A 7,583-nucleotide genomic window follows, 5' to 3' on the forward strand; every position below is an offset into this window, starting at 1 on the left:
ACCAGATACGACAAGACCGCCACCTCCTACGAGGCAGCGGTCAATCTCGCGTCATTCCTACTCTGGGCAAGATCCGTTTGAAGACAGACCCTAGTCACGCCCCAGGGGCCGTTCGGCTCTCCTGGCGGGCAAGGGCAGCCGGAGCCCCGCCCGGGAAGACCGTTTCCCGGGTGAGGAAGGCGAGTTGGGCCCTCTTCTCGGGGAGGTGGACGTCGGGAAGGTCGACCTCCGGCAGCACGACCACCGGGCCCGGGGTGAAGCCCTGGCGCCGGAAGCGGGCGATGGCCTTCTCGTTGCGCACGTCGGGGTCGACCACGACGCGATCGCGGTCCAGTCCCAGCAGGACGTACGACGCCGCCGCGCTCAGCAGGGCCGAGGTCCAGCCGGGACGCCCACCATCCGGTCCGGCCGGCGCGAGCAGCAGGTGGACGCCGATGTCGCCGGGCTCGACCGGGTAGCAGGCGCCGACTCGATCGGCCGTCGGCTCGTACGTCTGCAGCAGCGCGGCCGGCTCGCCGTCCTTGACGAGAAGGCGGGCGTGATGGGTGCCGAGCGTCTCGATCTGGGCGTATATCGCGGCGACCTGGCTCTCGGTCAGGTCTTTCATGCCCCAGAAGGCGGCCCGGTCCGCGTTCACCCAGCCGTGGATCACCGGACCGTCGAGCCCGGCGTCCACCGGCAGGACGCGCACGGTGCCGTAGCCCTCGACGAACTGCTCGTACAGGGCCGCGCGCTCGGCGTATGTGTCGGACATCCGTCTCCTTCGTTCAGCCGGTCACGGTCGTATCCCGGCGGATTCCTGTGACCCTCCTGTGCGCCACACGATCATATTAGGTTAGGCTCACCTAACTAATTACCGAGGCGCAGTCGTACCGAAGGGTGAAGAAGTCATGGGGCAGGCGCAGGGGCGGGGCTGGGAGGGCGCGGTTCTCAAACTGCTGCGCGCGAAGGACTACGTGTTCACCGTGACGGGCTCGGAGGACGTCACCTCGGAGTACCGCCGACTGCACTTCACCGACGGCGGCATGCTGGCGGTGACCGGCGTCCACCCGACGATGTGGGTGCGGCTGTGGTTCGACAACGCGGGCAAGCCGCACCAGCGGGCGTACACCCTGGTCGACCCGGACCCGGCCGCCGGCACCTTCGGCCTGGAGTTCGCCCTGCACGAGGGACGCGCGAGCGACTGGGCCAGGGCGGCGAAGCCCGGGGACACCATCGAGGCGACGGTCCAGGGCACGGGCTTCGACCACCCCGAACCGACACCTTCACATGTCATCGCCGTGGCCGACCCGGCTTCGCTGCCGGCGCTCAACTCCCTGCTCACGGCACTGGGCCCGGTCCCCGCGACGATCTGGTTCGAGGGCAGCCTGGAGGGCCTGCCCTGCCGGACCTCCCCGCACCACGACGTACGGCAGGTGGTGCGCCGGGACGCCGGACGCCATCTGGTCGACGAGGTGAAGGCCGCCCTGCCCGAACTGCTCGAGGACAGCCCACAGCCGTACGTGTGGATCGCCTGCGACACGGCGACCACCCGCGCCCTGTCGGCCCATGTCCGCAAGGAGTTGTCCGTGCCCCGGCAGCGGGTCGACGCGCTCGGATACTGGCGCGCGAGCTGAGCGCGCACGCCTGACCGGGCCGGAGGGGTACGCCAGCCGGGGCCGCTGCCGCGGGACCCGCCCGGCCTCGATCCGACCGGGTCGTGGGCGGCCCGGCCTCCCGCACGCAGGCCCGGCTTTTCCCCCGCCATGGGCTCGGCATCCCGCACCCTGGGCCCGGCCGCCCGTGTCCGGTACCGCCCGTTCGGCGGCGCTGAAAGCGGGGCGCGCCTGGAACCCATCCATCATGCAGTCCCGCACACCGCACGCCGTCGCCACCGAACCGACGACGGCATCCGCACCCGCGGGTGTCGCCCCGCCCACCGACGCGAAGCCCGAGCGACCCCCGGAGCCTTCCGCACGTCCCGCACCTCCCGCGCGCCCCGGCGCCAGTCTCGAAGCCCGCCTGGCCGCGGTCCAAGAGGAGATGGACGCCCGTCTCGCGCTGGCGGCCGTCGCCTACGAGGTCAACACGGCACACATCGAGACGCCCCCGGTCGACTGGACCCGCATCGGCGCTCCGTCGGCTCCCGGCGCTCCGGCACCCGCCGCTCCCCCGGGCCCCGCCCCGGACGCCACCCCCGTAGCGGCCCTGCTGCACCGCGCGTCGCTGCGACTGCGGACGGACGGCTGGTGCGCGGGAACGCTGACCGACGAAGACGGCTCCCTGTGCTCTCAGGGTGCGATCCGCAGCGAGTCGGGCGGCGACCGCCATCTCGAGGCACAGGCCATGGCGGTACTGCTGGAGGCGATCCGCAGACGGTTCGGCCCCCACGTGGAGTCCGTACCGTCCTTCAACGACGCATGGGGCAACGGCCGCGAACCGACCCGCATGCTGGAGCAGGCCTCCGTCCTGGCCGACGCGCGCGGCATCTGAACCCGCGGACCGGCCCGGCGCCCGGCGGCGCGGTCGCCGTCAGGCGGAGCCGAGGACGGTACGGAACGTCACCGACACGCGCCGGCCGCGAGGGACCCTGCCCCCGCCCTCCGGGTCGCTCTTGCGAGCGGCGATGCCGTGGCGCCAGTCGTACCGGGCCGGCCCGGTCATCACGCACAGGCTGCCGGGAGCGAGACGCACAGAGGTCCTCTTCCCCTCCTCGGGGTGGGTGAAGTCCATGACACAGCCGGAGCCGAGGGATATCGCGGCGACGACCGGCCCGAAACAGGGCACGCAGTCGACGTGAGCGCTGATGCCCTGGCCCGGCTCGTACTCATTCACGATGACCTGGTCCGCCCGCTGCGCCATGACCCCTTCCCTGGCCAGCCGAACAGCCTCCTGGAGCGCCCACGGGGGCAGCGGCGGCGCGGTGGCCGCCGTCCGCGAGTCTCCCGTCACGGCGCGCCGACCGTAGTCGTACCGGTGGCCGTAGTGCTGGACGCGCCGTCTGAGCTCCGTCGACCAGGCTCCGGCCTCGATCCGCGCGAGCATCTCCCGGCACGCGTCCGGGTCGAGCCAGTCGGCGATGTAACGCAGCCCCGGAACGGCCACGGACACCGCCTCGTCACCCGCGTCGAAGGACAGTTGCCCAGATCCCTCAGTCATGCTCGAAGACTAGCCAGCCCCACTGACAGGCCCTCGTTCGAGCAATCAGGGGAAGGGCGAACGGCCCCGCTCACGGCCGGACGCGGACGATCGTGCAGGCTGGCGGCATGATCAGTCGCATAGAGAAGTACCTCGCCCATCTCGATCGGCTCTCCGGCGGGACGGAACCCCTGTTCTTCCCTGTCCAGTCGACCAAACCGGGGCTGCGGGGCGTGACGGAGATCGTGTACGAGAACCTGCCGGACGGGCTCCTCACCGCGCTCACCTACGGACTGTCGCTGGCGGAGCACCCGGACTGGCAGCACGGCCGCTCGCCGGAACTCTGCCTCAGCGTGAATTCGGCCAACGTGATCTGGGCCCACGCGGCGGGCTACGTCGCCGAGCAGCTGCGCGGCTCCTTCCCGTTCCGTCACGGCACCACCATCAACTTCAACGAGCGCGTCGTGCCCGAGTCGGAGATGACGGCGTTCTTCGTGTCCGCCCCGCTCGTGCTCGACAGAGACGACTGCCAGGGCATCGACGTCGGCATTCCGGGACACGAGGGTCACGACGTGATCGACATCCAGGGGCTGTACCCCATCCACGAGGTGGAACGGCAGTTCATCGACGAGCAAGGGCTGGAAGCCTTCCGGAAGAGCGAGTGGGAACCGACCGACGTCCTGCGCCGCCCCGCGGTCTGATCTGGGGGCGGGGCGACAAAGTCCCTTTCGGACGAGCAGACGTGACGGAACGTCAGCAGTGCCGAAACGAACCGGACTCGGCGGCCTAACGGAACGCGGCGACGTGGCGCTGCGCCCAGTCGGCGAACGTGCGGGGGGCGCGGCCGAGGATCCGCTCGACATCGGGGCTGATGCGCCGTTCGGCGTGGGTGGGCTCGCCGAGGATGGCGAGCGTGGTGTCGACCACGGGCTCGGGCATGAAGTGGAGCATCTGTGCGCGGGCCTCGTCGCGGGTCTGCTCGATGAACCGGACGGGTTCGCCGAGCGCGGCGGCGATCGCCTCGGCCTGCATGCGGGGCGTGTTGAGCTCGGGCCCGGTCAGTTCGTAGATCTGTCCGGCGTGGCCGTCCTCCCGCAGGGTCGCGGCGGCGACCTCGGCGATGTCGTCCGGGTCGATCGTCGGCAGACCGATGTCGGCGAACGGCGCCGCGACGGCCCTTCGGGTGCGGACCGACTCGGCCCAGGCGTACGCGTTGGAGTCGAAGCCTCCCGGCCGCAGGATCGTCCACGCCATGCCCGACTGCCGTACGGCGTCCTCGATGGAACGTGCCGTGTCTCCGTGCGAGGCCGACCCGGGCCGGGTCGCGACTCCCTGGGAGGACAGCAGGACGACTCGCCCGATGCCACCGGCCTTGGCGACGTCGAGGATGTCCCGTGGACTCAACAGGTGTGCGCCGGCACCCCCGTTCTGCAGGAACAGCGCGTCGGCTCCGTCGAACACGGGCCGAAGGGACTCTGGATCGGCCAGGTCCGCCCGCGTGTGTGCGACACCCTCCGGCACGTCCTCGCCCGAGATCCCGCGCGAGGTCGCGGTCAGCCGCACACCGGCCGTCGTGAGGGCCCGGACGAGCGACCGGCCGACGTTCCCGGTTGCCCCCGTCACTACGAACATGAACAACTCCCGTGTCGAATCAGCATGGTTGTCCCGCCCGAGCGGGCGGGAGAGCCGCTCGGAGAACCGCTCTCCGGACGACACGGGGACGCTAACACCGCCGATATAGTAGGTACCTAGAGGAAAGTGACTATCCCGATGGGGTGCACATGGCCGGCACGACCGACTGGGCGGCAGCCGCCGCGACCGACCCCCGACTCGCCTGTCCGACCAGCGGGGTCGTGGACATCGTGTTCAGCCGGTGGACCACGCCGATCCTGTGGACGCTCAACACGCACGGCCGGCTCCGTTTCGTCGAGCTGGAGCGACTGATCGGCACGATCACGCCGAAGGTGCTGACGCAGCGGCTGAGGCAGCTGGAACGCGACGGCATGGTCATTCGCACGTACCACCCCGAAGTTCCCCCTCGGGTCGAGTACGAGATCAGCGAGCTGGGCCGGAGCCTGGCGCCCCTCTTCGCGCACCTCGCCGAATGGTCCGCCGCCAACCTGGACAAGGTCGAACAGGCACGGCAGGACTACGACACCGAAGCCGACGGGCCAGTGGCGGCGACGGCACAGGGCTGACCGGGGGTCCGGGAGCCGCAGGACCGTCGGCAAGGCCGGCGATACCCCGTCCGGGGCCCGTCTTCCGAAGGCGGACCACCGGTCGAGCCATGCGCGGGACACAGCCCCCGATCCAGGCGTAGAAGGGTGCCATGTCACCAGCGACATCGAGGCCTGCCCGGGATGACATCGCCCGGTCCCTGTGGCGGCTGCTCGAACCGATCCACGCCGTCGTCTACTTCGCCCCGGAGCCGCTGGAGGAGTTCAGGACGGTGGGGTACCGCGGTTTCTGGATGGGCTACTTCGCCGGACGGGCCGCTCCCCTGGGCAGTGCCGACGCCAACGTCGTGCATGCGCTGTTCTACAACTTCGCCTACGAGCGGGTGAGTCGCGCCGTGCCGGCGGCCTGGAGCTTCGCTCCGCCGGACGAGGCCCTCGCGGCGCGCGTACGGGGATCCGTGCGTGCGCTCGGCCGGGCACTCGGTCCCGCGGCCGACGGCGCGGATGTCGCGCGGGCGGCGGAACTCGCCATGCGCGCCGCTCGATCGGCCCCCCTCGAAGGCCGGGCGCTCTTCGCCGCCAACCGCTCCCTGCCCGTGCCGCAGGAGCCCTTGGCCCAGCTGTGGCAGGCGGCCACGCTCCTTCGTGAACACCGAGGCGACGGCCACGTCGCGACTCTCGTCGCCGCCGGGATCTCCGGCCGTGAGTCCCATGTCCTCCACGCCGCCGCGAGCGGGATCCCCCGCGATGTCTACACGCCGGCACGCGACTTCGACGAAGCAGAATGGACAGCGAGACGTGACGCCCTCGAGCACAGGGGGCTTCTCGAGGACGACCGGTTGTCCCCACGTGGACACCGGCTCAAGACCCGCATCGAGGAACGAACCGACCGACTGGCCACCACCGCCTACGACGCGCTGACCACCAGCGAGACCGACGAACTCGCCCGGCTCCTGCGCCCTCTGACGCACGCCGTGGTGCGCGCGGGCGACATTCCCCTGGACAACCCCATGGGACTCGACCTGCGCGCGTCGCTCGACCAGTCTTGAGCGCTCAGGGCGGACCAGGCCGCCGGGAGTTGGGCAACGTCTCACCTGGGGGGCGCGTTCACTCGACCCAAGTGCTTCCTGTGTGACGTTGGGCACGCGTTGTGCGGGAACTGGCACGCGGTATCAGACGTACCGTCAAGTTCCGCCGCAGCTGGGGGCCTACGGATTCCGCAGCAGGCATCTCGACCGTCGCACGCGTGCCGCACCCACGGCACGCAGTGCCTGCACCCGTACCGGCAGCGGGAGTTGACGCAAAAGCAGATTCTGCGGCGCTCAGGTAGGGTTCGGCCATCCGTCACCTCAGGGGTTCGCGCACGGTCGTGCCTCTCCGGAGAGTCCACGAAGGCTTGTGGGCCCTCTACGGGACCTGCGAAATCCGCAGGCCCCATGGAAATGAGGTGAGGGATCCCGATGGCTGCGCAGGACCTGCCGGAGGGGCACTGCCGTTGTTGCAGCAGGCGGAGTCGGTCGTACCGGGCCGCCCGCTGGCTGGGGCCCGCCTACACGATCTACCGGATCATGCGGGACAACTGGCCCTGGTGACGCGAAAAACCCCGACCTAGCGGCCGGGGTCGCGCTGCAGACGGCGTGCCGAAGAAGGCCTCACCTTGAGCTTCGCGGGCAAGGGGTGGGGCCTTCCGCATATCCGAATGCGGTTACCGTCGCGTAAGGCAAGAAGATACACGCACCTGTGGCGCCCATCACCCGTTCCCGCAACGACGTACCTATCGTGCCTTAACTTGCAGTGGTCATGCGACAGCTACCCGCATATCGATGCGCGTGGATCGAACCATTAATCCGGGTAACACCCCAGGTTGACCCAGGGTCAGCGGCCACGCAGTGACTCAGATCACACCCCTCAAGGGTGAGGGACAGCACAACCTGGCGAAGCCATATAGGCGATTTGACGGTGCCTCACCCGGCGAAACCCCCCGGATCTCCGCGCTCCGTTTGTAAGCAGGGCACTGTACCCCCGAGGTCCGACAACATGGTGCTCATGGACTCGCAGAGATCGAACTGCGCGAGGAAACGGCCGAGGAGCGCTCCCCGGCCGTCGGCTCCGCGGCCACGCGGGCGAGGGTCCTGTCCGGGGCTCGCCCTCGTCCGGACGGTGACCTCCGCCCATGGTGGCGGGGGGGGCGGGGGGGGGGGCGGGGGGGCGGCCCCCCCCCCCCCCCCCCGCGCCCCCCCCGGCCCCCCCCCCCCCCCCCCCCCCCCCCCCCCCCCCCCCCCCCCCCCG

The 7,583-nt window shown here is 70.6% G+C and carries 9 protein-coding genes; 6 read left to right on the plus strand and 3 right to left on the minus strand.

Annotation, left to right across the window (positions count from 1 at the left end; genetic code table 11):
• Positions 1-94: 94 nt before the first annotated feature.
• Positions 95-754, minus strand: coding sequence for a GNAT family N-acetyltransferase (locus ACH4S8_RS43235; RefSeq protein ID WP_398404503.1), 660 nt, complete (start codon positions 752-754; stop codon positions 95-97).
• 136 nt (positions 755-890) lie between these two features.
• Between ACH4S8_RS43235 and ACH4S8_RS43240 the strand changes: the two genes are divergently transcribed.
• Positions 891-1,616, plus strand: a complete 726-nt coding sequence (locus tag ACH4S8_RS43240) for a siderophore-interacting protein (protein ID WP_398404505.1) — start codon at positions 891-893, stop codon at positions 1,614-1,616.
• A gap of 226 nt (positions 1,617-1,842) precedes the next feature.
• Positions 1,843-2,472, plus strand: a complete 630-nt coding sequence (locus ACH4S8_RS43245; RefSeq protein ID WP_398404507.1) for a hypothetical protein — start codon at positions 1,843-1,845, stop codon at positions 2,470-2,472.
• 39 nt (positions 2,473-2,511) lie between these two features.
• Here the strand turns inward: ACH4S8_RS43245 and ACH4S8_RS43250 are convergent, their stop codons facing one another.
• A complete protein-coding gene (locus ACH4S8_RS43250) occupies positions 2,512-3,138 on the minus strand; it encodes an alpha-ketoglutarate-dependent dioxygenase AlkB (RefSeq protein WP_398404509.1) in 627 nt (208 codons plus the stop codon).
• A gap of 107 nt (positions 3,139-3,245) precedes the next feature.
• Between ACH4S8_RS43250 and ACH4S8_RS43255 the strand changes: the two genes are divergently transcribed.
• Positions 3,246-3,818 (plus strand): suppressor of fused domain protein, encoded by a 573-nt coding sequence (locus ACH4S8_RS43255; RefSeq protein WP_398404511.1) that lies wholly within the window; start codon positions 3,246-3,248, stop codon positions 3,816-3,818.
• An 85-nt stretch (positions 3,819-3,903) separates the two neighbouring features.
• Here the strand turns inward: ACH4S8_RS43255 and ACH4S8_RS43260 are convergent, their stop codons facing one another.
• A complete protein-coding gene (locus ACH4S8_RS43260) occupies positions 3,904-4,749 on the minus strand; it encodes an NAD(P)H-binding protein (RefSeq protein WP_398404513.1) in 846 nt (281 codons plus the stop codon).
• A 149-nt stretch (positions 4,750-4,898) separates the two neighbouring features.
• On the opposite strand from ACH4S8_RS43260, the gene ACH4S8_RS43265 reads away from it, so the two are divergent.
• The 3 genes from ACH4S8_RS43265 (at position 4,899) to ACH4S8_RS43275 (ending at position 6,886) form a co-directional block, all read left to right on the plus strand.
• On the plus strand, positions 4,899-5,315 hold the full coding sequence (locus ACH4S8_RS43265) for a winged helix-turn-helix transcriptional regulator (RefSeq protein ID WP_398404515.1): 417 nt from the start codon (positions 4,899-4,901) through the stop codon (positions 5,313-5,315).
• A gap of 131 nt (positions 5,316-5,446) precedes the next feature.
• On the plus strand, positions 5,447-6,343 hold the full coding sequence (locus ACH4S8_RS43270; RefSeq protein ID WP_398404517.1) for a MarR family transcriptional regulator: 897 nt from the start codon (positions 5,447-5,449) through the stop codon (positions 6,341-6,343).
• Between the two features lie 411 nt (positions 6,344-6,754).
• Entirely contained in the window at positions 6,755-6,886 is a 132-nt protein-coding gene (locus tag ACH4S8_RS43275) for a hypothetical protein (RefSeq protein ID WP_398404519.1), read from the plus strand.
• The last annotated feature ends 697 nt before the right edge of the window (positions 6,887-7,583 follow it).

The organism is Streptomyces sp. NPDC021080, assembly GCF_044333225.1.
Taxonomy (GTDB): domain Bacteria; phylum Actinomycetota; class Actinomycetes; order Streptomycetales; family Streptomycetaceae; genus Streptomyces.